Raw genomic sequence first — 24,945 nt, forward strand, 5'->3', positions numbered from 1 at the left:
GCGGTGTTGAGTTCCTGGAACTCCGGCCACAGAACTTGGTCTAGGAAGAGTTTGGGGACGCGCAGCATAACGGTCGTAAGGCGCTGCCTTGGGAGCCGATATGGCTTCAGCCCATAGCAGCCACGTCTCTCCACACTCACTCCCCCGATGGTAGTAGATGGATCTATGCTAGCTCTCGACACGCTATATGTTATAAATGTGTTGTCGTGTGTCGGGCGTTGGCGGGGTGCCGACAGGTTCGCCGACGGATGTGGTGCCGTATGAGTTCCGGAAGGCTTGCAAAGAATACAGTAGCCCTTTTCACCCGTCAGATTCTTGTCGTCGCAATCAATTTATATTCAGTCCGGGCGCTCCTTGCGGCATTGGGCATTAACGACTTCGCCTTGTTCAATGTCATCGTGAGCGTGGTCATGTTAGGCTCGTTTCTGCCCGGAGCATTGGGGACAATCACCCAGAGATATTTTTCCTTCTCGATCGGCCAGGGAGACGGCGCGGCCCTGAAACGGGTTCATGACGCGAGCCTGCTGCTGTGTGCCGCCGCCACTCTTCTCATTGCTCTCGGCCTGGAAACGCTGGGAACGTGGTTTGTCGCCCATCACCTGGCAGTCGGCCCAGAGAGGTCGTTTGTGGCTCAGGCACTTTTCCAACTTACGATCTTGTCGTTCATTGTCAGTAATTTCTCGGGCCTCTATTCCTCGATCGTCATGGCCCATGAAGACATGCATGTCTTTGCGCTCTTCTCGGTCATCGATGCCATTCTGCGCCTCGGGGCAGTGCTGTGTATCGAGTTGCTCGCCGCTGACGGGCTGATCGTCTACGGCCTTATGCTTTGCGGCATATCTGCCGGGCTTGCGGCCGCATACTGGATTTTCTGCAGCCGGCGCTACGCTGAATGCCGGCCGGGCCGGATCCGCCTTGAGACGGCGACCTTGCGCGAAATGCTCGGGTTCGCGGGCTGGACGGTCTTCGGGCAGATTACAACGGTAAGTCGCAATCAGGCGGTGACCGTCCTGATAAACCAGGCCTTCAACCCAGCGACAGTGGCAGCAAGGGCGCTGGCGGTTTCGGTCTCGGCGCAGGCCCTGGCTTTTTCCACCAACTTCTCGGCCGCCCTGCATCCGCCGATCATCAAGGCCCATGCCGCGGGCGAGAGCGAAAGGATGTTCTTCCTGATCTTCGCCGGTTCGAAGATCACCTTCTTTCTGGTTTGGATGGGGACGTTGCCGATGATGGCCATCATGCCGGGGATACTGGCCCTTTGGCTGGGCGACTACCCAGTGGAAACTGTGTTGTTCACGCGGCTGGCATTGATCGAGAACGTGATCGTGGCGATCAGCTTCCCCTTGATGACCGCGGCGCGGGCGACCGGGCAAATGCGGCTTTACGAAATATCGCTCGGATCATTGCAGCTTCTGGTCCTGGTTCTCTCGTGGCTGCTGGTCCGCGCCGGCTATCCTGCTTATTCCGTCTATCTCGCTGCCATCGCCGTCAACTTGGCAATGTTCGCTGTCCGGTTGGCCATCGTTAGCAATCTCACCGGATTGCCTGCCGCGGTCTACCTGCGAAGGGTCCTGCTTCCGGTTCTGCTTGTGGTCGGGGTTTCATCCGGTCTGGTCATGGCCATCATGTATCTGGCACCTGGGGCCGAGGCGCTGGTGTTGGCCCCGGGCTCTCTTGGGGCGGCGGCCTTGATCTGCATATTGCCGGCGTGTGTCATCTATGTCCTTGGCCTGACGGGGAGTGAACGGCGCACGCTGCATGTCGCTATCCGGCGCAGGCTGGCAAAATTCGGAGGACGCCCTTGAAGATCCTGGCACTGGGCGCCACCGGGGCGATCGGTGGCCGACTGATCGAGACCCTCGGCTCGCAAGAACACGAGATCTGCGTGACAACGCGCCGCGCGCGCGGTCCGGCGGGCCCGGTCAGATACATTCAAGGCAATGCGCAGGACGACGCTTTCCTGGGCAGGCTCTTGGAGCAGGACTGGGATGTGATTGTAGATTTCATGGTCTATGATACTGCCAGCTTCCACCGCCGGGTAGATGCCCTTCTGGGGGCGACCGGGCAGTATATCTTTACCAGTTCCGCCCGCGTCTTCGCGGATTCCTCGGTTCCGCTCGACGAACGTTCGCCCCGGCTTCTCGACGTTTCCTCGGATGCTACCTTCCTTGCCACAGACGAATATGCCCTGACCAAGGCCCGGCAGGAGGATATTCTGCACGCCTCCGGCCAAGGTAACTGGACGATCATCCGGCCCTACATCACCTTCGGTGAAGGCCGGCTGCAATTGGGCACGCTGGAGAAGGAGGGCTGGCTCTACCGGGCACTGCACGGCAGGAGCATCGTCTTTTGTGACGCGCTGGTGAGTAAATGGACAACGATGACCGATGGGGGCGATGTCGCGCGGATGATCGCGGCGCTTGTCGGCAACCCGGGAGCACTTGGTGAGGATTTCAATCTCACCGGGAGCAAGGCGATGACTTGGGGAGACGTGCTCTCCCTTTATCTTGACGGGATTGAGCTACACCTTGGTGTGCGACCGAAAATCGTTCTTCAGAGCCTGGAAAATTTCTGCCGGTCCAGTCATTCGGTGCCGCAAGTTACATACGACCGAATGTATGATCGCCGCTTCGATCCGGCAAAGATCGGCCAACTGTTTGATCTGAGCAGCCTCACCGATTGCTTGCCGACCCTCAAGGCCCGCCTGCGCGCACAACTGGACAGCGGCAATTTTCTGTCGCCTGACTGGCGGGCAGAAGGCCTGCGAGATCGGGAACTGGGGGAACGGGCTGCCCTGCGCGAGATATCCGGCAGCAAGCCGAAGCTGCGCTATCTGTACTACAGATATTTCCCGCGCGGAATGGCCAGGATGACGAGGGGACAATGACGCATTACACTGACGAGAAGCAGGCTCAGGTCGTGATTGCCCTGCTGAAAGGGCATGGCATTCGGCATGTAATCGCCTCGCCAGGCACGACGAATATGGCCTTCGTGGGCAGCATTCAAACCGATCCGTTTTTCCGGGTCTACTCGGCCGTTGATGAAAGGTCTGCGGCCTACATGGCCTGCGGCTTAGCCGCCGAATTGGATGCCCCGGTTGTCCTTAGTTGCACGGGGGCTACGGCATCGCGCAACTACATGCCGGGCCTAACCGAAGCCTTCTACCGCAAGCTCCCGGTCCTCGCCCTGACTGCGATGCAGGGGCGAGACCGTGCCGGTCATCACATCGCCCAGGTCATCGATCGGAGTTCATTGCCGAAGGATGTGGTCACGCTCAGCGTCGACTTGCCTGTCGTTAAGGATGCCGACGACATCTGGGCCTGCGAGATGAAGGTCAATCGCGCGATCCTGGAGTTGACCCGGCGCGGCGGCGGACCGGTGCATATCAACCTGCCTACCACCTACAGTCGGGCTTTCAACGAACAGGAGTTGCCGGCCTATCGCCTGATCAACCGTTGGACCCTTGATGATGGTTCGTTGCCCGTGCTCGGTGGCCGGGTGGGGGTGTTCATCGGCGCGCACAAAACCTGGACGGCCGAGGCGACCGACACGCTGGACAGATTCTGCGAAATCAACGACGCCGCCGTCTTCTGTGACCACACCAGCGGCTATCACGGCAAGTACCGCATTCTCAGTGCCCTGATTGGTGGGCAGGAGGGGGCTGACCAGTCTCCTATCCGGCCCGATGTCATGATCCATATTGGTGAGGTTTCGGGGGACTACGAAACCCACTCGCTGGCCGGCAAGGAGGTCTGGCGAGTCAGCCCCGATGGCGAGATCCGCGATACCTTCCGCAAGCTACGTCATGTCTTCGAGATGTCCGAGCAACGGTTCTTCAGCCTGTATTCCCAAGGCGCCCCTCGAGCGACCTCGTTCCATGAAACATGCAAGGCGGCACTGGCGGAGAAGCGGGCCAAGATGCCGGATCTACCTTTCTCGAACCTCTGGCTAGCCTCGCAATTCGCGCACCGTATCCCCGAAGGGGCGGTGGTCCATTTCGCGATCTTGAACAGTTTGAGGGCGTGGAATTTCTTCGATCTTCCGGAAGGCGTCCGCACGGCCTCGAATGTGGGCGGGTTCGGCATCGACGGCTGCATGTCCTCGCTGGTCGGGGCTTCGCTGGCCGATCCCGATCGGCTGTTCTTCCTGGTAACCGGCGATCTGGCCTTCTTCTACGACATGAATTCGCTGGGTAGCCGGCATCTTGGCCCCAATGTCCGCATCCTGCTTGTCAACAACGGCAAAGGGACAGAATTCACGCAGCACAATCATCCCGGCTCGGCGTTCGGCGACGAAGCGAACAGATTCATCGCGGCGGACGGCCATTTCGGCCAAAAATCCCGTCAACTGGTCAAGGGCTATGCGGAAGCGCTGGGGATGGAGTATGTCTCCATCTCGGGCAAACAGGAAGGCGAGGCGGCGGCCATGAGACTGCTTGCGCCCGGAATGCAGGGCCGCCCTATCCTGGTGGAGGCTTTCGTGGATGCCTCCGACGAAAGCAACGCATTGAAGATGATCAGAAATCTCGACCCAAGCCGGAAGATGATGGCCCGTCAGATCGTCAAGGGCATCCTCGGCCCCGGCGGGATCCGGACAGCAAAGCGCATTCTCGGCAGGTGAGTTGGGCCCTCACTATTGGGTGCAGTCAAGGGGGCTGCACGGTCACTTTACGGAATGGGGGCCTACGAGATTTGCGTGTGGATAATGATTGGGGGGGCCCTTTACCACGCTGTTGGTTGGGTATCGGCTACCGCAACTCCCCGGCGAGGTAAGTGCCCGTTGATCGGAGCAAGTAATGGGCGTTGTGGACAAACCGGTCGAGCACGGCTGTGGCTGATAAAGCCTTGCTCGGGGATTACGACAGCAGTCTCAGAGAAAGTTGATTTGCTTCAAGGCAGAGGTTTTGATAAAAATTTCTGGAATCCAGGCTCTTTAGGACAGATTAATATAGGGTTCGACAATGGCCCCAACGATTTCTCTGGTGCTATGCACGATTGGCGAAACCGAAAAATTGCCTCGGTTGGCCCATTCTCTATCGCGTCAAACTTCGCGTGATTTCGATATTGTTATTGTCGATCAAAGCACGCCGGGGCGAATTAATCCTTTTCTTCAGTCTTTGCCGAATTGGCTTCGCGTCACCGTTGTCCGTTCTCCGCGGGGGCTCTCCCGGGCACGCAATGTCGGGCTTGCATCGGCGCACGGGGAAATCATTGGCATGCCAGATGACGATGCTTGGTTGCCTGCGGGGTTGATTGCCGAGATCGCGGACAGGTTCAGGGGCAACCCGCATCTTGCGGCTATATCGGGTGTCACTCGAGATGATCGAGGCGAACTTTCAAATGGAAGTTTTCATAGAGAATCAATGGACATAACAAAAAAAACTGTCTGGAAAGCTGGTAATTCCAACGGTATTTTCTTTCGCATTGAGGCTGCCCGAAGCATTGGCGGTTTCAACGAAACATTGGGGATCGGATCCGGCACGCCTTTCGGATCCGGAGAGGAAACGGATTTTCTGCTTAGACTGATTGCTGCCGGCTACAGCTGCCGTTTTGAGTCAAATCTCGTTGTACATCACGATCAGGTCGACCAAAACGTAACGGCGGCCACTCTCCGGCGAGCCCATCTTTACGCGGCGGGTTATGGTCGGGTGCTCCGCCTGCATGGCTATTCGTTCCCATTCATAACTTGGCGTTGCGTTCGCAGCCTCGTGGCAGCGGCAAAGGCTGCCGTCAACGGTCAAGTGAACGAAGCACGCCGGCGACTGATATGGTGCAGAGGTATGATGGAGGGGTATTTTCGCCGGTATCCAGAAGAAATGCTCAGAAGGTAGCACCCAAGTTGGCCCGGTAAATCTTTTCGATTGCATCTACCATCACGGTGATCGAGAAGCGCTTGACCGCATCCAGGGATTCTTTTCGGGCCGCTTTCATAGCGTCCTCTGATTCCATCATCCTGAGGATGTCGGCAGCAATCGCTTTAGCATCAGAAGGGGCGCCGATGAGTCGACGAGACTCTGGAAAAATTGTCTCGGAGCCTGCATTGCGAACACTGACTATCGGCATGCCGACTGCGCACGCTTCAAGAAAAACGTAAGGTAAGGACTCGTATCGGCTCGTATGAACCATGATGTCGATGTCATGGAGACGACTGACGAAATCAATTTGGCCTGGGCAATCGATGATTTCTCCAAGCCCGTTTGTGGCGATGAAGGATCTCACTTGCCCATCCATCGGTCCGTCGCCGAATAGTACTCCCCTGGTGTGAGGTTGCTGGCGGTGAACCAACTTGACGCACTCCAGGAAAGTGAGAGGGTTTTTCTGGTAGGCGAGGCGCCCAACGAAGCCAAGAACAATGCCTGGTTTGCATCGCGCTACCCGGCCGGCCTCCGCTTTTTGTAAGATCAGGGACGGATCAACGCCGTTCGGGATACAGGCAAGGCGGCCCCGACGAACGCCAATCCGGAGGGCATATTTCTCTTCGTCCGGTGAGACCGCGATGACATTGTTGTGAGAGCGGCTGATGATGTGCTCTGCGGTCGCAAGTGCGCAACGCTTCATCGGACTCAGCGTTGGATCCATGCCGCGATAGGCATGCGGTGTGAAAATGGTCGCGGCGTAGGACTGGTGCACCATGCTTGCGATGAAGCCAGCCTTGGTTGAGTGAGCGTGCAGTAGTCTCTGGGACCGCCTTCCGTTCTGACTGGAAATTTTTCTCAATCGCGTCGCGACGAGTAGATCCGTAAGGTGCGGGGAACGCGACATGTCCAGTCTAATGGCTCGCGCGGGATCAATTCGTGAAAGCCTTTCCTGGAATAGACTATCACTCCGCAGCATGGAATATATCAATCTGGGGCTGTGGCCTCGCTGTAGAAGTTGGTCGAACAAGTCCAGGACATGTCGCGCTGATCCGCCGCCCGTGCTCTCGATCAAGAGATCTACAGCAATGCTACCAGTCTCGTTCACGAGAAATACTCCCTGAAGACCTGCTGATAGCGAGTGGCGGCCAAGTCCCAATCAAATCTGGCGCTGAACGCAATCCGCGACTGCCGCGCGAGGGGGGTATCCTCGACGCCCAATACCTGTACCATGGCATCGGCCAGTTCGCCATTGTTGGAAGGATCTATCAGCAGTGCGTCGGGCGGGCTGACCTCTGGCAGGGATGTAACGTTGGATGTTATTACCCTACAGCCGCAGGCGGTTGCCTCGATAACTGGCAACCCAAACCCCTCATAGAGGGAGGGAAAGACAAAACCTGCCGCACCAGAATAGAGGCAAGCGAGATCGTCGTCCGAAATAGGCCCAACGTTGATGATTGTGGGATCTTCAGTCCGTATTCGAACATTTGAAAAGACGCGGAGGTTCGACGCTTGTCCGAAAGTAACCAGTTTTGCTTCCGGTTGTAAATTTGAGACCGCTTGCCAAGCCCTTATTATGCTTCCGGTGTTTTTCCGAGGATCTGAGCCAAGAAAAGCCACAAGATAAGCACAAGCTGGAATGCCCAGCCGCATTTGAGCTTCGTGAACGGCCTCATTCGTTCGCCGGTGAAATTGCTTTGTAACACCTGAAGAAATTGTCGTGACCCTATCGGGACGAGCGCCATAGTGCTCGATCAGACGTCCGCGGGTAAAGTTTGAAACGACAACGATATGTGAGGCGCGGCTGACATGCCGTGCGACAATGAAATCATAGAGCCTTGCAAAGCTGCTCGAGAACCATTGGGGGCCATCTACGAAAGCAATATCGTGCACGGTAACGATATGGTTCGGATGACAGATCGGCCCCGACGTCGAAGGGCTCCACAGCCTCCTGCCCTTTGCGCGCAACGGCAAGGTAACTTGTTCCCAGAGATGGCCACGTGCACCCGAAGCTGATATCGGGCGCGCAAGCTCTATGTCGGATAGTCGATTGATGATTTCCTGCGCGACCCGCTTTTGTCCGTTTGATGGAACGCCGAGGACGCGGGCATTGACGAGAATGGATGTGGAAGAATGCGTATTTTTTGTCATCTCTTCCCCTCGACAGGCTGGCGATGCGCGAGGGCGCGTAAATCTCTTGCCTGAGCCATATGACGCCGACGCTCCGCCGGAGTCCAATTGCCGGCTGTGCGATTCAATCCGCGCTCCGATTGTTGGGGAAGCGAGAGCGCAGCCAGAATATAGAATAAGGACCCCAGTTCGAACACATGCAGTGAGACGGACGCCCCGATAAGCATACCCAGCATTCCGAAACGACAGGCTCTCATCAGAATTACATTGGCTTCCGTTTGACCTTGGGGGGCTACGACAATACCGCGAATGAACAGGGCATATGCGAGTGTGCCAAGGAGGCCCAAGTTCGAGAGCAATGTGAAAACAAAGCTCGATGTTCGGACACTCCCGATACCTATTCCTAGCCCCATGGTATCTAGAAAATTGGAAAATGCACTGCTATTCAGGCGGCTGCGGCTCGCACCCGAATCCGAATCCATTTTCGATAGCAGCATCTCGTCAATTACCATGGCTACTTGATCCAGCACTTTTGGCGCGAAAGCGTCAATGGTGAGGTAGGTGAATGACAATGTAAGCATGATCCCGAAGACCAGCCTCAGGAAAGTTGTCTCTTGCCGGGCTAAAAATTTGTAAATTCCTGCGAATATAACAAGAAATAATGCCACCACTATCGAGATGTACGCGGTACTTGATGTTGAAATCAACAAAAGACAAATAGTCGAAATGAATAGCGGTCTTGTTATTCGCAGTCTGTAGCCATGAAGATAAAGGCTCATTAAAATACCGCTGATGGCCATCGAATAGATTGAATACATGGAAGCTTCTGGAAACAGTCCGCTGATTCGTTTCAATCCTGCGACTGTGCTAGCCTGCCAGGTTATGTAGTTGGCAGATCTCAGCCAGTCCAGAAGAAAGCTCGTTCCTGTGTGGAAGGTGGCCAAATCGAGCAATGACGTGAGGACATGAAAGAAACCCAATAGCACTAAAGTATCAAGAATCTTACCACGGCTTCTGAGGGAAGCATTCGCAACAGTCGTAGATACCCCGGCAAAAAGCAAAACTTGTCCGACTGCGTATACTGTCTGAGTAATGTTGCCTGAGCTGAATTCTAGCTGCTGAATGGAGAACAGGGAGGCGGATTGGCTATCGCGCGAAATTGGATATACCCAAATATCCCCATAAAACAGTGGCGCGATGATGAACGCGGCGAAGATGCCATAAGCGATGGCCAACAGCAGCCAGAACCCTGGAGACGAGGGCGCAAGTGCAGATAGAAGGCCGAATCTTCGATGCCGTTGGAGCAATAGTCTCAGTACGACAAAGCCGGTAAAGAGCGGTGCTGCCAGTACCGATGCGCCACCAAGGGCTGGCAGGTTGACTGCAGCGCTGCTGCCGAGAAGTGTCAGCAGCATGGCTATTGTGACGGTTCTGTAAGCGTCACCGAATATGGCAAAGAAGCCAAGGGCGATTACCAGCACGCCAACCAGCGTTGGTTCCATGAAGCCCTACCCCTTCTGCTGCAGGATTCGACGGAGAATAGGCATATAGTGATCGAGAATCATGGCTCCCACCATGGGACACAACAATCCGGCAGCGACTCCCACTGTAGCTCCGGTCAGCGCTACGCTGGATGAAGGGTGTGGGGCCAGACGGCCAAGAATATTTAGGGCTGCATTTTGAAAGAGAATATGGAACAGGAGGATGCTCATGGTGTGGCGGCCGACACGCGTTAGAAAAGAGGCGAGTATCTCCGTGGACGCTACCAACTGTCCCAGCATCAGGACCATAATGGCTCCAGCAACTCCGCCGATCATTGCAAGCAGGTAGGGGGACATCACGCGCATGTTGAGGTCCGTGCGCGCCCCCAAAATGAATACACTGACAGTTGCGAGAATGGAAATGACAAGAAGCGCCCACATCGGGACATGCGCCAATAGACGATTGCTGGCAACCAAGTGCCCTACGAGGCAAAAGAGTAGGGCTACCGGAACAAGGTCAATGTTCCAGATCCAGCCAAGCGATCCTGCGACCCCCGGTCGGCGCAGCATCTCGACTGGCGGATCAGGCAATTGCAACGCGCCATACGCCAGCAGCAAGATTATGGCCAGATCAATACATTTGGCCATCAAGCCTAGATTTCGCTGCCATCTCCCAACAATCCATTGAGCTGACAGGAGCGTGAGGAAAAGAGCGGGCAGGAACCAGAGTTGAGACGATGACGACGTTGCCCCCGTACCCCAGAGCACCCCGATAAACGCAAGCAGCGCATCCTCTTTACGTACCAGGGCTTTTACAAGCGAGAGAGCCGCGCCGAATAGAAGAAAAGGAGCAATAATTCTAAAGAATAATTTATTAAAATCTACGCCATCTGGCTTAATAAGGAAACCGCTGATAAAAAAAAATGCCGCAACATGGAATAAAAATATAAAATTAATTAAAGTAGGTGACATGTCAGCAAGAATTGGGTTGTGTCCAATGACCACTAGAAGCATCGCAATGCCGCGCGAGGTATCTAGACCAGGATTTCGCTCTATCATGACAAGGCACCTCAAAGCGCCAGTATTACGCGGGAGGTATGGAGCGCAAGCGTGCTCGGTGAGGCTGGACTCTCTTTGACTTAGAATTTCAACGAATTCAGCAAGAAATTTGAAGAAACCAGCCTTTCCTGCTCCAGAATTTTGTAAACCACATCATAATCTATCACATTTTTAGGAGGGAGGCTGCCAGCGTAGATCATGCGGTCTATTAATCCCAGCTTCTTTAACAAGCTTGAAATTCTGTAATTTCCTCTTTCTTTATTTACTATGCAAACGAACTGTTTTCTGAAAATTATAGAAAATGCAACCCCATGGAATGATGTGGTTACGACGTAATCGGTACCGCTGAAAAGACCAAGAAATTTCTGAGGGGAGATGGCGGCGTATTTATTGAATAAATCGGCCTTTTCGATACTAGATGCAGAGAATATTATTTTGGGAATATTTATTTTTTTGGAAATAAATGTGGATAATTTTCTTGCCCATGTGTCTTTTTTTACTTGATAAACAAGAATATATTTTTCATCTTGCGTTCGTGAAATAATATTGTTAAAGACAGATGAATCGACTAATAATGTTGGGTCAAGTACTGTTCTTACTTCGCAGTACGCTAATTTCTGTATCTTGTCCTGCAAAATATCCTCTCGAACACCGATGGATGAAAATTTCTGCAGTTCGGTTTGATGCGTAGAGAGTTCGACGGAATCGTCCTCTCTATCGACCTCCATACTTGCAGCATAGGCTATAATCTTTGATTCTTCTCTTCGATCAAAATTTCCAAAGAAAACTGGATCTCCATTTGTGATCGTCGAATTCCATATTTGATCACTACCCAACACAAAGAAATCATATTCTTTTTTGAATGCACCATTAAAATATTTTATCGATGATAGAACTAGATTGTTATTAATAAATTTTTCGAATCTTTTGTGTTTTATAAATCTTTGGGGGAAGAGGATAACCCCGCCTATCAGGCTGCGCAAATTCTTGTAAGCGGCGAAAGGTTCATATGGATAAATCAAGTAGTCAGGTCGATAATCGATTATCTCGACTTGATATCCGTTTTCACTCAAGAAATTTTGAAGCGCATACGCTTGCAACACTGCGCCATGGTTGTGCGCGCAATGGAAGGTAAGTATCCCGATCTTCATTTCTTCTCCCCGAAAAGATATTTTAAGGAAACTCTAATTTGGTTGGGCTGCATCAGGGGACTACCGCAACGGGGGGCATGAAGGTTGGCCCTAGGATTTCCAACTGTGGCTCCACCCACGTCATAACATGATGGCTGGCCAAGTCGCACGCTGATTGCGTGGTGAAATTAGAAGAACATGCAGCCAGTGATCCATGGCGAGCTTGATCAGGGTACGCTTGCGCTTTTGCCGTCGGAGCGCCCTCAGGAGCTGGAGTGCTGCCCAAAAGAGCCGCAGTCGCCCGCTTACGCGACTGCCATCTGGCCGAACGGCATCATAAGGCACCAAACGCAAACGTGGTATTCTTGCTCGATGTAACGCTACTTCAATATCCGAATGGTAGTCGCGTCCCCCAACAAAACCGTTCTCTGACATCCGTGCGCCAACAGGCTCTGTGTGCGTGACAGGCCAAGCGTCAATGACCGCAAAATCATCGGGTGTTTCGAAAACAAGATTGCACCATACGAGATCAATACCGCTTTCGAGACCGCTTTCGTAAAGTGGGAAAATTTGCCGCAAGGCTTCACGATGAAAAATAGGGCACATCATTTCAATAAAATTAACATGACGCAGCAGAAATTTTGGTTGCTGAAGAAGTCCAGCATATGAGGAATAACTACTCCAGCCTAATGCTGGTTGTGAAATTTTCAATTTCCATTCACGAGCGACGGAAAAAAAGCCATCGATCGTCTCTGTATTTGCAAGGACATCCTCATCCATAAGGCAAATATAGTCATAGTGATCAATCAATTCAGCATGATCACGCAGGAACCCTGCATAGCCGGCCACCTTGGGGCCAGGACGATGCTCAAAAAAAAGTCCTGGGCCAGACTCCGGCGACACGTCCGGATCATAGGCGCTCAAGAAAATATCATACCCTCGCATCCCTAAGGCCAAGGGCACGGTCCATTCTCGATGAAGACTACGCTTTCCTATTCTGGAGACGATAAGTCCGCGCTCGACAATCTCTGAAATCGCTCCGGTATTCTCCATGGTATCTCCACTCATGGGGCATTCCTCTTCGAGATAAAGAAGACAGAATTTGTATTTGTGAAGTCAAGCCCGTTAAGCGCCCTCACTGAGGCTTCTATCCTGGATCCCACTGTAACGGAAAGCGACAGATCAAAGGTCACACGGACGCCTCGAACAATCCCTTTGCGGTTGACGGCTGCGAAGAAGGTCTGATGGTTCTCGGCTTTTGGGGCTGATCCGCCCCTGTGCTCTTATTCAGGCCACCGGCCGCCGATGCTCCACCAGCCAGATGTAGCGCCTGATGTTGTAGGCGAGGATGGCCAGGGCAATCTTCGTGGTGGTCCTGGCGATGCCGATGGTCCGGACCACGAGGCCGAAGGCATGTTTCTGATGGGCGAAGACACCTTCCACGGCAGAACGCACCTTCGATCGTAAGCGGTGTCCGCGTCACACCTTGCCTTTGAAGTTCCAGGGCATGAGTTCGTCGATGCGGCTTTGCTTATGGCCGTTGACGATGGCGGCGAGCGTGGCGGCCAGATAGGCAAACGGATCAACGGTATCAGCTTGCAGGTCTCGACCAGGGAAGCGATGACGGCCCAGTTCTCGGCACCGGCGTCATGTCCGGCGAAGAGTGCATTCTTGCGATTGAGGGCGATCGGACGGATCGTGCGCTCAACCGTGTTGCTGTCGACTTCGATGCGGCCGTCGGCCAGGAACAGGCAGAGCCCGTACCAATAGCGGGCGAGATAGCCCAGGGCCTCGCCGAGCGGTGATTTCGTCGAACAGCGGGCATGGTGATGGGCGAGTCAAGCCTCGAACTCGGCCACGAGCGGTGCCGATCTTTCGCCCCTGGCGGCCAGGCGTTGGTCGGGGGCAAGGCCCCGGATCCCGGCCTGGGAGTGTTGATGCCGGAGCAATTCTCCCCAGAAGTGCCGTTTGAATCTTCCCCAGTTTGAGGTGCCTCGCCGGTCTTCCGGGGCGCGCCCCGGAAGACCGGCGGCGCGATGTTGCCGATGCTCCTCCCGATGGTCGGGAGGGCGCTTCGGTGATCAAGCTCGGAGAGAGATGGTGATGATCCTGGATTTGCATCGACAAGGCCTGTCGGTGTCGGTGATCGCCCGACAGACCGGCACTGATCGCAAGACGGAGCGCAAGTACATCGACCGCGGCATGGAGGCACCCGCCTATGGACCACGGCAGCCGCACCGCACGGTGATCGACCCCTTTGCCGCCTACCTGCGCGAGCGCGTGGCAGCCTATCCCGGCCTGTCCGGCCGGCGGCTGTTCCGGGAGTTGAAGGATCGTGGCTACGCCGGTGGCTACACCGCCGTGACCGGCTTCCTCCGCGATATCCGGCCCGCACCGCAGCCGGGCTACGAGGTGCGCTTCGAGACGGCTCCCGGCGAACAGGCGCAGGTCGATTTCGCCCAATTCCGGGTGGTCTTTGCCGATGAGCCGATGACCCCGCGGATCGTTTGGCTGTTTTCCATGGTGCTCGGCTACAGCCGCCTGATCTGGGCGCGCTTCGTCCTGCACCAGGATCTGCCGACAGTTCTGCGCTGCCATTCCGCCGCCTTCGAAGCCATTGGCGGCGTGCCGCGCGAGATCCTTTACGACCGCATGAAGACGGCGGTCACCGACGAGGGCGATGCCGCCCTTCGCGCCATCGGACCGCTTCAGCACCGCCACCAGCCGGGGCCGGAAGACCTCGAAATCCACCATGACGCACCCCGTCGTGAACACAAGCCTATGGAATCATGAAACCGGCAAGGCGGCTTTGGTTTTTAGAGGCGTCCGAGCGTCGTCCCTCATCCCGGGTCCTTACGGCATTTCAGTCACAGCCTATGATTTTCATGATGCTCAATAGGCGCCCTGTCTGCGAAGAACAACCCTTACCGTTTTCAGTAGAATGACGACATCGTACCAGAGGGTCCAGTTCTGAACATAAATGCGATCAAGTTCCACACGGCGGCCATAATCGACATCGTTGCGTCCGCTGACTTGCCAAAGACCAGTAATGCCCGGTTTCAGTGCCAAGTAGAAACTTTTGCTGAGACCATAGCGATCAAGCTCAGCTTCAACAACGGGGCGTGGCCCAACCAAGCTCATCTCTCCGCGCAAGACATTAAACAATTGAGGCAGTTCGTCGAGACTCGAGCGCCGGAGAAAATTCCCGATTGGGGTGATGCGGGGGTCGTTTTTCAACTTATAGTCACGATTCCATTCTTCTCGGGCGGCCGGGTCGCTTGCCAGCAACGTCTCCAGAACCTGGGCCGAATTCGTGACCATCGAACGGAACTTGAGGCACCTGAAACGTTCGCCATTCTGTCCGATGCGCCAATGGCCATATAGCATGGGGCCGCCGTCACGCCTGACCACCAAGCCAATCGCGAGAAGAACCGGGCTTAGGGCGGCGATCAAAGCCAGTGACCCCATTATATCCAAAAGCCGCTTGCAGAAACGGGGGAGGGGCCGCGCGAAATTGTCTTGGGTGTGCAGTACAACCATCTGGCTCGAGTGATGATGGCTCATCGCCATACCCTGTATGGGTATCCCCTTGAACTGCGCAACGATGTCAACCGCCGTCAGCTTTGCCGAGAGCAGGCGGGCAACCTCGCTATCGGTTTCAAGCCTCTCAGGCGGCAGGGCAATGACGATGTGATACCGGTCGCTGCCGCACAGCCGATCAACGATCTGCGAAGTGAAGGGGATGGTGGGGATGCAGCCATCGCTCTGCCGTGAGTGCGATCGCTCGGCGGGGCCCGCATCGACTACGAACGCGATGTCAGCCCCGCTCGCCACATCGCCCTGGAGCGCGGACGCGATATCGATTGCGTTTTGTCCCACGCCAATAACCACGGTAGGGGAGCGGAACAGGCCCAAGCCATCCAAGAGCAGCATGAGGCCGTAGCGAACTGACCAGAACAGGAGAAAAAAGGCGCCCCATGATAATGGCGGCAAAAAAAACAGCCGAGGGGAACCAGCATTGGCTAGAAGCGCTATGTCCGTCAGCGCACCAAAGCAGAAAAACTGGAATGAAACCCTCATGCCCTCGAGAAGGGGGCGCCGGCATCGAGCATCGATCTTCGCCAGATACAGAACACCGGCAATGGCGAGCACAACGAAATGGTCAACAGCGAGTGGGGGGGGGGGGGGCTGCCCCACCGCCGCCAATCCCCAGATCCATCGCCAAGATCAAGGCGGGATGGCGAACAGCAGCAGCACTGACGGCTACGGCCAAAAGGCCGGAAAGCAGAATCGATAAGCGAGAGATCCGGGCGAAATAGGCGGGCTTGCGAAACTTCCGGATCAGTTCCCCGGTAAAAACAGCGTCTCCATCACTGCTCGCCGTCAGGCGCTCGGTCGTTAGCGACATATACCCTCACTCCCCTAAGCGACGGGACGAAAGGTAGCACGCTGAATTCGCCCCTAACGGGCAAACTCCACCATTATGATGATTTCCATTGAGGTGCTGCGCCGCGACTAAACCACGGCAATAGATCGGACTGCCAGCATGGGCCGGTCACGCGAATGTAACGCAGGCGGGTTCATGTCCTCAGTACAAAATCGGGTGCTGCCCATTCAGGATTTGCAATTATAAATTGCTGCCAGTCCATATGGGGAGTTTTTAATCCACTTGTTGATGCTGTGTATATACGCCTCGATCTCGAATGTAATAAAAGATGGTTTTCTCAGAATATTTTATTATGATTTTATCATATCTCCGGAATTGCCTCCATTTACTGGCTGAGCGATAGTGAGGCGCCTTCTTTATTCTTCGGGTGATGGGTCGATATAGGCACAGATGGAGCGCGAGGCGCCTCACGCCGCTAAATGCACCCATTATGAAAGCTTTAAGCGTCATTCGCTATCATGGCCTCATTCCGAGCATGGAGGCAGGGATGCTTACGATTGTCGCCGTTACAGCCAGCCTCGCGGGCCTCGCCGCGGGCCGGTTTCTGTCGTGCAAGGCATGGGTCGCGCTGACGCTGGTGATCGGGGGAATGCTCCCGCTCGCCGAAATCGCTTGTGGCGCATCGGCACTGTCAATGACTGTACGAGCTGGCGTCGCTATCGCGATGTTTCAGCTCTCGGCTCTCCTAATCACCGCCATGACCCACAATCAAACTGCCACGGCGGTGCGGGGGTAGATTTCCACCGTCAATCGGCTTGAGTCATTTCAGCCGCTTAATCGTCATGGCGCTATCATCTGCTCGGGCTGAGGTTGACCGATCCTCAACGAGCAGTAACCAGTCCTCGCCCCTGATAGCGGTAAGGTCTATACTCTCCCTGGCCCCCGCCCGCTCCCGCCAGCCACGCAGTCGCGATCGCGCAGCCGATGCTTGTTCAGGCTCGCTGGTGATGTTGGCTTCCTTCAGGCCGAGGGCAAATCCTTCCAGCAAAATCCGCAGCAGCGCTTCCTGATCCTGTGCAGTCGTCGCCAAGCGAACTCGCTGACATAGAACAGAGAGGGACCGATCGTCGGCATCCAATGTCGCGATTGAGGCCTGCCCGTCCTGACGATGCTTCACCGATGGGATTTCGGGAAAAGTGACCTGATAGGGGCACGGTGGCAGGGTGACAGCAGATCCGATGGCGCCTTCGCCTCGGGCAGCATGTGCCGTCAGGGTCTGGCCGAAAACGAGTAGGGAAACGAGGAAAACCACACTCGCCGGCGGTCGAGCAGAAAACGGCATACACCACTCCACCCGTTCCAGGTCTGTTGCGGGACATGACGTCTATAGCATAGAAGCATTGGGGCAATCATGAAGCGTTGGCGAAATTCGGCCTGCGCATGGCCGCGAAGGACTTCACGATATCCACGTTGACCCAGACCAATGGGTTGGCGCGGCTCTGGATCGCGGTAAAGGAGTAGCCGCTAGCATCCCAAGTCACCATCTTGTTGGTCATATTGTCGAGCACATAGTCGGTGTTCTCAATGGTGACGACCAGTACTGCGTGGGTTCCCGACTTCAAGCCATAGACCAAGGCGAGGCGCATGGCTGACCGATCATAACCTTTCGAAATCATCAGTTTCATTTTGGCCAGGGCTATATCCTCACAATCGCCAGAGCCATTGGATGGCGACCAGTAATCCTCCTGGCCGAACTTGACTTGATCCGAAACATAGCGAGTCTGCCGATTGACCGTATAATTCACGTCATCAGCGACGGTGAAATCGATCGGCTTCCCTGTGATGGCTGTCGGGCTGGGGATATCGCACAACTCCGGCATCTCGAAGCAGGCCGCAGCAAACCCCTCCGGCGCTGCAGCGATCGGCCCCTCGACCAACACTTCATCAGCCCTGGCGACCGCGACAGTGGCCATGAGGATGCAGGAAGCCTGCAGCAGAAGAAGGATGGCGGTCCGGAGTGGCGAGAACATGATCGACCTCGTTGGCTACGAGATAGATCGTAAATTAAAACCGTTTTGGATGTATTAACACCCAAAGCGGTTATTGGGCCAATCTCGATCCCTCAACCAATCCCGCGGTTAGGCGCATATAAGCGGTGGGAAAGAGAACGAAGCGGACCGTCGTCACCGAATTTTGGTGAAATTTTCCGGTCTGAAAGGGGGCTGGCTGTGAAAGCCCCCAGCTCTAGACGGGAAGAGTCTCTGATCGCCGTTCTTCCCCTTCGTCGCCGAGTGATGGTAAGCATAACGGTTCGCGATCCGTCGTCAGCGGGGCGGGTCAGCGCCTCAATTTTAGAAGCCAGTGAGCGGCCGCACATCCAATGGCTGCGCCAATAGTCGAGGCTAACCAATTGTCGAGCCGGGGTCCTCTGCCGGGGATGAGGAACTGGCACAATTCAAGCAGCCCAGAGATGGCAAACATTAGAACCACAGTTGGCCAGAAGCTGATCCTCGGCCACGAGAGCTTAACGAAAAAGGTCGCCCCCGCGAACGCCAGGATATGCTCGAAATTGCCCGACGCCCCAGTGTGTGGTCGTAGGTTACCGGGTAGCAATGATAGTACTGCAATTGCCAGCAAGCAGGACACTGCGACAGAGCGCAAAGCGAGGCGCATATTAAAGACCTTTCAGGAAACGAACCACACTTCATACAACCCTATCCTCGCCAATCCGCGTTGCCAGCCTTAAGCTGGATGTAACTTCCTTCTGCGGGATGGGCCGCCCACCCGCGCTAAGCTCCGCGTCGGAATGTATCGCGATGCCGCGTAGCTTGTTCCGCTGCATCCTTGACCTGGTTGACGATCAACGTCCAGGAAGGTCATGCCCTCGCTGAAAGCGGGGGCAGATCGCCCGAGGAGTCGACAAGGAAAACATGCCCTTAGCGTTGTAAAATGGGCTGGAGGCATGCCATCGCGTGCCGCCATGATAGTCGGGGATACCGATCGTGCCATGGCAACTGCTATCGCAACGGCATGCAGCCTTCCGGTTGAAGCGGACTTAGGTTATTCTGTCAACAATCGGGGGCGGATGGGCCGACGAACTGGAAAATCCGCATGAGCATGGTGAATGCCTCGGATCCCTCGGTCTCTGACGCCGATCCGATTGGTGGAGCGATCTCCAATTTCTCCCTGAATGCGAGACGACAGGCCGCCGCCAAGAGAAAGCATTAAAGTGGTCATGAGTTTTCTTCAGACCGACGCTGCGGCGCGGGGGTTTACCCAGTCCATCGAGGATTGCGCTGGGGGCGCGGTCAACGGTTCCGCTCTCGACCGTCGTCTGACAGAGACACGGGCGATCGTGGCACGGCTTGCGGATCAGACCAGGACCGGCGCCCTCCCGCATTTCACGATCCCCTATCGCATCGACGATCTCGATCGCCAGACCGAAATAGCGACCCGAGTCGCAGCCGACTGTAATCAAGTCGTTTTCCTCGGCACCGGCGGTTCCTCGCTCGGGCCGCAGGCAATCGCCCAATTGGTGCAGACGCCGTTCGGTGGCCCGGCGGGCCGCCCCCGCCTCGGCTTCCTCGACAATCTCGACGCGATTAGTCTTGCCGCGTCTCTCGATACGGGGGACATCGCAAACACCCATTTCCTCGTCGCCTCCAAATCTGGCAGTACCGCCGAGACGATCACCCAACTCCTCGTTGTCATCGATGCTCTGGAACAGGCGGGGTTTCGCCGGGATTCGATCGGCAGGCGCTTCACAGTGATCACGGAGCCTCGGAGCAACCTGCTTCGCAATTTGGCCGAGCGTTTTGGTGCCACCGTGATCGATCATGATCCCGATCTCGGCGGCCGCTACGCGGTGCTGTCGGTCATCGGCGCTCTGCCCGCGCTGATTCTTGGACTGGACCCGCGTGCGCTTCGCCGCGGCGCGGCACGAACGTTTGAACAGAACATCAACGCCGCCGATCCGATGCTCGCGCCGGCCGCCGTCGGCGCAGCGGTCTCGATCGCGGCTGCCGATAGCGGGCTGCCGCAGACCGTGTTTTTCGGCTTTGGTGACCGACTCGAACGCCTCGCCGCCTGGTGGCGCCAGCTCTGGGCGGAAAGCCTCGGCAAGCACGGCAAAGGCACAACGCCAATTACCGCGATTGGCCCCGTCGATCAGCACAGCCAGCTTCAGCTTTACCTCGACGGGCCGGCAGACAAGCTCTTCACCGTGGTTGATCTGGCAACCAAGGGCCAGGGGGGCGTCGTTCGCGCCGACCTCGCCGATGATCCGAGCCTCGCCTTCCTGGCGGGCCGGCATATTGGCGACGTTGTCGCCGCCCAGGCACGGGCGACCGCCGATACGCTGGTGAAGTTCGGCCGCCCCGTGCGCCGCCTGACCATCCCGCATTTCGACGTCGAGGCCTTAGGCAGCCTATTCATGCATTTCACGCTGGAGACGATCGTCGCCGCCGCCTTGCTGAATGTCGATCCTTTCGATCAGCCGGCGGTCGAGGACGGCAAGATCCTGACCCGCCAGTATCTGATGCAGGACAAGGCCTGAATGCATAGCGGCGCGGCATGAGGGCATCACGCCTTGGCGCATCCGCCGTCTCTCCAAGGCGATTGGATCGCGGAAACTCACTTGTCGATGTTGTCGCCTTCAAGGGTGCGATCCTGAAGGAGGTCCTTGATGAAATGCTGCCGGTTCCAGACCAGGCGGCCGATATACATCTCGTTGTTGAGGATGCCGTTCGCGGTCACCCCTGAAGGCAAGGACGTCGACGATCTGCGACCCATCGGTGATCAGCGCGGCGATAGCTGCGTGCAGTCTGCCGTCGACGACTGAGGCGAAAACGACACCAGCGTCATCGACATCAAAATCGCCGAAGAAGGCCTTGGTGTCCAGGCGTTGACGGGTGCATCGACCTCATATTCAGAAGAGACCTGATGGCGCTTGTCGGTCATCTTTGTCGTCCTTCAGGACTTTGTCGATTTCAGCGAGCATGAAGGCGCGCAGCTCGGGCGGCGTTTCCTCTATCGCATAGACCTTGCGGGGATCGCTGTTGGTCAACCGCTCATCGTCATCGATGCTCATCAGCACGAACCTCGGTTTGCGATACTGCGTGATCTGCACGGGTGCTTTCGCGGCGGCGGATGTGACCGTCCGGATATCCTTGAGCAGGTTGTTGGTGGAGAAGGTTTTCATGGGCGGCCTCGATACTGTCGATAATCGGGAATTATCGACAATGTGGCCGGAAAGTGAGTGTGAAGACGTCGCGCAGGCCCCTACCCTGCCCGATCAGCTCGCGCGTGCGTCCGGCAAAGGACTGCCGGCCAACCAATGTCGGACCACGGTCTGATAGTCGACGAACGGCAGGTCGTCGTCGTGCCCCAGCCGGTCCTGGATGGCGGGAAGATCTACCAGGAAGCGCTGATAGTGGGCAAATACGCCGGCGCCACCAAGGACGGCGGTTCCTGCCCCTGCGTGGGTGGCGAGCCAGTTGCGTACCTTCGTGACCACGTTGCGCGGGTCATCCTTATGGGCCTGGATGTCGTTACCGGCAATGTCCGAAATGAATCGCTGGTAGCGGTGCCTCTCGGTGTCGAGGATCAAGGCAATCTTGCGTTGCTGGACCGTGCCGCCATATGCTTTTGCCCCGAGAAACAGCCCCAGCTCCAGCGGCATATTGAACCGAGCCAAGCCGCTGTCCGGATCCACACCGGCCCTACTGATGTCGTGAATGCCATAGGGGGTTTCGCGGATAATGCCGACGATCTTAGCCAAGCGCGACTGCGCCGAATCCTCGATCTCCAGGGCCATGCGAACCTGATAGCCGAGCGCCATCACGGTAAATACGATAGCCTGGTAGAGTGGACGGTAGGCATCGTCGAAGGGACAGTTCAGGAAGACTTCCGGGAGCGGACGCTTCCCGGCTTGGTTAGCCAAGGGCCGCTTGCTCCTTTTCACGCCTCTCCGCCAGTACGGCGGCCACCGCGGCTGCGATCGCCCGGCGCCGTGCCGGCTTCGGCTGGAGGCGCGGTTCAACGACGACGAATTCCGTCCCGGTGACTTCCGCGGCCTCCCGCAAGGTGACGACGCGATAGCCCGGCGCCGACCTAGCCGTGTGGTACGTTTTTACCTTTCGATTTGCCATCGCTCACTTGTCCCATCCAGATGATGAAAAGATAAGGCTCCCCGCCCTGTGCTGCAAGGGACATGGTCCTCTTGCGGATTCCGACGAAGCTGGCCAGGTATTCCAATCAATCACCGGCCCCTTGTTCCGATTTGAAATCAGCCCCTTTGGGGTGTGAACCTGGGTCGTCAGGGATGTTGTCGCGTGGTCGTGGTGTGGATCAAACGGTTGGTGAAGAAGCCTCGGCCATGACGACGCGCAGCGCCCCCGTAGGCGGCGAAGCGCAAGGTGCGGGAGGTGCCTGTGCACCCACCGGGATAACCCACGTAAAGTCGATGACGGGGATCCCGCAGGGCTGGAAATTTTTACCATGACGCGCTACATGACTATCTACATGGTCAGGAGCGAGACATGGATGCGATCAGTCTGGCTGATGCCAAGGCTCGTCTGAGCGAGTTGATCGCTCGGATCGAGGCTGGTCACTCCATCGACATCACCCGCGGCAAGCCGGTTGCGCGACTCATCGCGGTGGTCAGGCCACGCAAAGCCATCGATGCCGCGCTGCTTCAATCGCTGACAGCAGGGATGCCGCCGCAGCCCCAGAGTGCCGCCGACCTCGTGCGCTTGATGCGGGATGGCGATCGCTACTGATGATCATCTCGACACATCGCTGATCGTCGCGGCGCTCTCCAACGAAGCGATGACGCCGCGCGTTCAAACCTGGTTGGCGGAGCAGGATCCGGCGCAGTTCCTGATCAGCGATTGGACTGTCGCGGAGATATCCTCCGCCATGGCGATCAAGCTGCGGACCGGACAAATCGGCCTGGAACAGCGCGCGGCGGCTCTCGCCATGTTCAATCAGCTGGTCGCCGAGAGCCTCACCGTGCTGCCCGTAACAAACGGGCAGTTGCGGGCTGCTGCGAACTTTGCTGGACAACATACCCTCGGGCTTCGGGCCGGCGACGCGCTGCATCTTGCCATCGCATCGGAAAACGGCGCGCGGGTGCATACGCTCGACCAGCGGCTTGCCGAAGCTGGCCCGGCGCTCGGCGTACCGACTGCTTTATTTGCTTGAACTCCTGATCGCTGGGGCACGAGGAGATAGAGATGGAAACCGCGAATTTCCCTCCCGACTACATGGCTGCCGGTGCCACCGAACGCGTTGCCAAAGCAACGGAGGCAACCCGCCAAGCGTTGAAAGCTCTGGCGACTGTCTGTGTGTGTTGCACCAGATTCCATCGGCATTGATGCGCCAAGTTGTTCCCTAATTCAGCACAAATTCTCACACATAAAATTTTCTGTGACGAATATAGCAATAAATATCAAATAGATAGAGATTCAACAATCTGCCTCATAACCTGAAGGCCGTCAGTTCAAATCTGGCCCCCGCAACCAAATAAAGCCCGCACAAGCAATCGCTTGGCGGGCTTTTTGTTGTCTTTCCAATCCGCCCAGCCGAGCCCGTGGAAGCGACGTGGAAGCACCACAGAGGAAAGCGTGGCGTAGATGGTAGCGGCAATACGTCGCAGTAGGCATCATCGGCCGAACTGACCTGACCCCCGTGCTTCATCCAGCTGGAAGCAGAGATCCGTGGTTAGTGTAGTGGCCCCCTCTACATGCGGATTCCGACGCTATCCGGGGTATTCCGATTTGGAGCCGGCCACCGTTCATGCCCCAACGGAAAACAGGAAGCGCCCGATGCACACCAGCTTGTTTTCCAGGCGTAGTTGTACCGAGACGGTGGTAATGCGCCTCCCCGTCCGCACGACATTTGGCACGGCGCAAATCGTGCCGGCGAAAGCCGGCCGCAGGTAATCGAAGGTAAGCGTGGAGCAAGTCGGCAGCTCACCCCTCCCCAAGGAGCGTGCCAGATGAGTAGCTGCAACCACTTCGCCAAAGCTGGCAAGAACGCCACCATGGAAAGTCCGGATCATGGGGTTGCCGACATGAACTTCGCAAAAATCCATGAAGTAACGAGTCTTGCCGTCCACGGTCTCCTCGGTCAATCCCAGAAACTGATGAAAAGGTACCGCCGTACACTCCGGCATTTCCCGCGCCAATTCCGTCATGCTGCACTCCCTTGCGTCGAGTCGAACGCCGGCCCCAGGGTATCGATGGCAAAGGAGCCGGTAACCGTTGCAAGCGGCGTCTTGTTATCTAGCGCATAGCCTCGGCCGGCGATAAAGGCGACACTGTCCGTCCGGTCGATGCATTCGACCACCGCACGCAGGCCACTGCCCGCCGGAATAGGACGCAGGTAATCGACGCGCAGGTCGATGGTGGCGATCGGCCGGAGTGAGCCGAGCGCGGAGAAGATGGCCAGTCCGCACGTCGTGTCGAGCAGAGTCACCAAGGTGCCCCGGTGCAACGCTCCGCGGCCATCGGCCAGCGTCTCGGAAAACGGCATCGTCATTTCAGCCTTGGCGTTGGCCACTGCCACCACATCGATGCCGAAGGCGTTGAACAGCGGATGCTGTTTGCCGAAAAATGCCTTGGCAATGGCGGCAGCATGGTCCAGTTCCGGTTTCATATGCGACATGCCTCCTTCGCTGTGTCTCGCTGCGCATAATATCGCCGTTCTGCCTCGACCGGGATATATCCGATCGGCTCTAGAAGACCGAGATTGTTGAACCAGCCCACCTATTCGAGGGGCGTGAACTCGACGGTCTCGAAGGAGCGCCACGGCCTTGTAGAGGCCGTTGGGCGATGGGAGTGCGCATGAAGTGGACCGGCCGCGTTGCAAAGTGGCGTTGAGGATCTTGACGATCCCACCTTG

24 protein-coding genes and 3 pseudogenes are annotated in these 24,945 nt (G+C 56.5%); 8 read left to right on the forward strand and 19 right to left on the reverse strand.

Translation table 11 applies throughout. From position 1 onward, the window contains the following. Positions 1 to 260 precede the first annotated feature (260 nt). From DKG75_RS05895 to DKG75_RS05910, 4 genes are all read left to right on the forward strand, one after another. Complete coding sequence (locus DKG75_RS05895; RefSeq protein WP_133636947.1) at positions 261 to 1,805, forward strand: lipopolysaccharide biosynthesis protein; 1,545 nt, start codon at positions 261 to 263, stop codon at positions 1,803 to 1,805. Further along, positions 1,802 to 2,887, forward strand: coding sequence for an NAD-dependent epimerase/dehydratase family protein (locus DKG75_RS05900; RefSeq protein WP_109920184.1), 1,086 nt, complete (start codon positions 1,802 to 1,804; stop codon positions 2,885 to 2,887). The genes DKG75_RS05895 and DKG75_RS05900 overlap by 4 nt, the downstream gene beginning before the upstream one ends. Next, on the forward strand, positions 2,884 to 4,620 hold the full coding sequence (locus DKG75_RS05905) for a thiamine pyrophosphate-binding protein (protein WP_109920185.1): 1,737 nt from the start codon (positions 2,884 to 2,886) through the stop codon (positions 4,618 to 4,620). The genes DKG75_RS05900 and DKG75_RS05905 overlap by 4 nt, the downstream gene beginning before the upstream one ends. A 340-nt stretch (positions 4,621 to 4,960) precedes the next feature. Further along, positions 4,961 to 5,830: a glycosyltransferase family 2 protein gene (locus tag DKG75_RS05910; RefSeq protein ID WP_109920186.1), complete on the forward strand. Its 870-nt coding sequence runs from the start codon at positions 4,961 to 4,963 to the stop codon at positions 5,828 to 5,830. On the opposite strand, the gene DKG75_RS05915 is transcribed toward DKG75_RS05910, so the two are convergent. The 8 genes and pseudogenes from DKG75_RS05915 to DKG75_RS23435 all read right to left on the reverse strand — a co-directional run. Next, positions 5,820 to 6,962 (reverse strand): glycosyltransferase family 4 protein, encoded by a 1,143-nt coding sequence (locus DKG75_RS05915; protein WP_166646483.1) that lies wholly within the window; start codon positions 6,960 to 6,962, stop codon positions 5,820 to 5,822. The two genes, DKG75_RS05910 and DKG75_RS05915, sit on opposite strands and share 11 nt — an antisense overlap. Further along, positions 6,959 to 8,005, reverse strand: a complete 1,047-nt coding sequence (locus tag DKG75_RS05920; protein WP_109920188.1) for a glycosyltransferase family 4 protein — start codon at positions 8,003 to 8,005, stop codon at positions 6,959 to 6,961. The genes DKG75_RS05915 and DKG75_RS05920 overlap by 4 nt, the downstream gene beginning before the upstream one ends. Beyond that, on the reverse strand, positions 8,002 to 9,486 hold the full coding sequence (locus DKG75_RS05925; protein ID WP_109920189.1) for an O-antigen ligase family protein: 1,485 nt from the start codon (positions 9,484 to 9,486) through the stop codon (positions 8,002 to 8,004). Before DKG75_RS05925 ends, DKG75_RS05920 begins: the two co-directional genes overlap by 4 nt. 6 nt (positions 9,487 to 9,492) lie before the next feature. Further along, complete coding sequence (locus DKG75_RS05930; protein WP_109920190.1) at positions 9,493 to 10,524, reverse strand: acyltransferase family protein; 1,032 nt, start codon at positions 10,522 to 10,524, stop codon at positions 9,493 to 9,495. Between the two features lie 80 nt (positions 10,525 to 10,604). Continuing rightward, entirely contained in the window at positions 10,605 to 11,675 is a 1,071-nt protein-coding gene (locus tag DKG75_RS05935) for a polysaccharide pyruvyl transferase family protein (RefSeq protein WP_109920191.1), read from the reverse strand. A gap of 120 nt (positions 11,676 to 11,795) precedes the next feature. Then, entirely contained in the window at positions 11,796 to 12,722 is a 927-nt protein-coding gene (locus DKG75_RS05940; protein ID WP_109920192.1) for a DUF707 domain-containing protein, read from the reverse strand. A 219-nt stretch (positions 12,723 to 12,941) separates the two neighbouring features. Further along, positions 12,942 to 13,118 (reverse strand): annotated as a pseudogene (locus DKG75_RS22935) (transposase); the annotation flags it as partial. A gap of 15 nt (positions 13,119 to 13,133) precedes the next feature. Next, a pseudogene (locus DKG75_RS23435) lies at positions 13,134 to 13,582 on the reverse strand (IS66 family transposase); the annotation flags it as partial. Positions 13,583 to 13,751: 169 nt separating this feature from the next. Here DKG75_RS23435 and istA point away from each other — a divergent pair. After that, on the forward strand, positions 13,752 to 14,447 hold the full coding sequence (gene istA, locus DKG75_RS05950; protein WP_208112067.1) for an IS21 family transposase: 696 nt from the start codon (positions 13,752 to 13,754) through the stop codon (positions 14,445 to 14,447). A gap of 99 nt (positions 14,448 to 14,546) precedes the next feature. On the opposite strand, the gene wbaP is transcribed toward istA, so the two are convergent. The 4 genes from wbaP to DKG75_RS23855 form a co-directional block, all read right to left on the reverse strand. Continuing rightward, positions 14,547 to 15,851, reverse strand: a complete 1,305-nt coding sequence (wbaP, locus tag DKG75_RS05955) for an undecaprenyl-phosphate galactose phosphotransferase WbaP (protein ID WP_342352181.1) — start codon at positions 15,849 to 15,851, stop codon at positions 14,547 to 14,549. Between the two features lie 1,010 nt (positions 15,852 to 16,861). Beyond that, entirely contained in the window at positions 16,862 to 17,383 is a 522-nt protein-coding gene (locus DKG75_RS22670) for a hypothetical protein (RefSeq protein WP_133636943.1), read from the reverse strand. 67 nt (positions 17,384 to 17,450) lie between these two features. After that, positions 17,451 to 18,071: a transglutaminase-like cysteine peptidase gene (locus DKG75_RS05965; RefSeq protein WP_109920195.1), complete on the reverse strand. Its 621-nt coding sequence runs from the start codon at positions 18,069 to 18,071 to the stop codon at positions 17,451 to 17,453. A gap of 307 nt (positions 18,072 to 18,378) precedes the next feature. Next, positions 18,379 to 18,714, reverse strand: coding sequence for a VanZ family protein (locus tag DKG75_RS23855; protein ID WP_109920196.1), 336 nt, complete (start codon positions 18,712 to 18,714; stop codon positions 18,379 to 18,381). 562 nt (positions 18,715 to 19,276) lie between these two features. Here DKG75_RS23855 and DKG75_RS05975 point away from each other — a divergent pair. After that, positions 19,277 to 20,596 (forward strand): glucose-6-phosphate isomerase, encoded by a 1,320-nt coding sequence (locus tag DKG75_RS05975; RefSeq protein WP_166646480.1) that lies wholly within the window; start codon positions 19,277 to 19,279, stop codon positions 20,594 to 20,596. 77 nt (positions 20,597 to 20,673) lie between these two features. Here the strand turns inward: DKG75_RS05975 and DKG75_RS23720 are convergent, their stop codons facing one another. From DKG75_RS23720 to DKG75_RS05985, 4 genes are all read right to left on the reverse strand, one after another. Beyond that, positions 20,674 to 20,796, reverse strand: a complete 123-nt coding sequence (locus DKG75_RS23720; RefSeq protein ID WP_279573930.1) for a hypothetical protein — start codon at positions 20,794 to 20,796, stop codon at positions 20,674 to 20,676. A gap of 42 nt (positions 20,797 to 20,838) precedes the next feature. Beyond that, positions 20,839 to 21,000 (reverse strand): hypothetical protein, encoded by a 162-nt coding sequence (locus tag DKG75_RS22940; protein WP_166646479.1) that lies wholly within the window; start codon positions 20,998 to 21,000, stop codon positions 20,839 to 20,841. After that, positions 20,969 to 21,241: a prevent-host-death protein gene (locus DKG75_RS05980; protein ID WP_109920198.1), complete on the reverse strand. Its 273-nt coding sequence runs from the start codon at positions 21,239 to 21,241 to the stop codon at positions 20,969 to 20,971. Before DKG75_RS05980 ends, DKG75_RS22940 begins: the two co-directional genes overlap by 32 nt. Before the next feature lie 93 nt (positions 21,242 to 21,334). Further along, positions 21,335 to 21,982 carry a hypothetical protein gene (locus tag DKG75_RS05985; RefSeq protein ID WP_109920199.1) on the reverse strand — a complete coding sequence of 216 codons (648 nt, stop codon included), beginning with the start codon at positions 21,980 to 21,982 and terminating at the stop codon, positions 21,335 to 21,337. 598 nt (positions 21,983 to 22,580) lie between these two features. Between DKG75_RS05985 and DKG75_RS05995 the strand changes: the two genes are divergently transcribed. Further along, the gene (locus DKG75_RS05995; protein WP_109920201.1) at positions 22,581 to 22,820 is read left to right on the forward strand and encodes a type II toxin-antitoxin system Phd/YefM family antitoxin; all 240 of its coding nucleotides are present in this window, start codon (positions 22,581 to 22,583) and stop codon (positions 22,818 to 22,820) included. Continuing rightward, complete coding sequence (locus tag DKG75_RS06000) at positions 22,804 to 23,244, forward strand: type II toxin-antitoxin system VapC family toxin (RefSeq protein ID WP_109920202.1); 441 nt, start codon at positions 22,804 to 22,806, stop codon at positions 23,242 to 23,244. Before DKG75_RS05995 ends, DKG75_RS06000 begins: the two co-directional genes overlap by 17 nt. Before the next feature lie 592 nt (positions 23,245 to 23,836). On the opposite strand, the gene DKG75_RS06005 is transcribed toward DKG75_RS06000, so the two are convergent. The 3 genes and pseudogenes from DKG75_RS06005 to DKG75_RS06015 all read right to left on the reverse strand — a co-directional run. Continuing rightward, positions 23,837 to 24,238, reverse strand: a complete 402-nt coding sequence (locus DKG75_RS06005; RefSeq protein WP_109920203.1) for a PaaI family thioesterase — start codon at positions 24,236 to 24,238, stop codon at positions 23,837 to 23,839. Next, complete coding sequence (locus DKG75_RS06010) at positions 24,235 to 24,699, reverse strand: PaaI family thioesterase (RefSeq protein WP_109920204.1); 465 nt, start codon at positions 24,697 to 24,699, stop codon at positions 24,235 to 24,237. Before DKG75_RS06010 ends, DKG75_RS06005 begins: the two co-directional genes overlap by 4 nt. Continuing rightward, positions 24,696 to 24,854, reverse strand: a pseudogene (locus DKG75_RS06015) (IS3 family transposase); the annotation flags it as partial. The gene DKG75_RS06010 and the pseudogene DKG75_RS06015, both read right to left, overlap by 4 nt. Between the last annotated feature and the right edge of the window lie 91 nt (positions 24,855 to 24,945).

The sequence above is a fragment of the Zavarzinia compransoris genome, assembly GCF_003173055.1.
Taxonomy (GTDB): domain Bacteria; phylum Pseudomonadota; class Alphaproteobacteria; order Zavarziniales; family Zavarziniaceae; genus Zavarzinia; species Zavarzinia compransoris.